This is a genomic window from Nocardia arizonensis (assembly GCF_001310275.1).
Taxonomy (GTDB): domain Bacteria; phylum Actinomycetota; class Actinomycetes; order Mycobacteriales; family Mycobacteriaceae; genus Nocardia; species Nocardia arizonensis.
Genome location: NZ_LGYZ01000120.1, coordinates 1 through 268 on the forward strand (window position 1 = coordinate 1; position 268 = coordinate 268).

Below are 268 nucleotides of genomic sequence, written 5' to 3' on the forward strand. Positions count from 1 at the left end.
GCGCGATCGTGAACCGCCTGGTGTGGATGCAGTCGGCCTACCGACTCACCGGCGACGACGCGGTGCTACAGAAGACACCGGCGACCTTCGACGTGTCGGTGTGGGAGTTCTTCTGGCCCTTGCAGGTCGGCGCGCGACTCGTGGTCGCCAAGCCGGACGGCCACCGCGATCCCGGATATCTGGTCGACATCATCACCGAGGAGCAGGTGACGACCGCGCACTTCGTGCCGTCGATGTTGTCGGTGTTCGTGGCCGAGGGTGGGGCTGA

1 protein-coding gene is annotated in these 268 nt (G+C 66.0%); it reads left to right on the forward strand.

Annotation, left to right across the window (positions count from 1 at the left end; translation table 11 throughout):
* On the forward strand, positions 1-268 hold a 268-nt coding region (locus APZ21_RS27045; protein ID WP_156371357.1), incomplete at both ends, for an AMP-binding protein.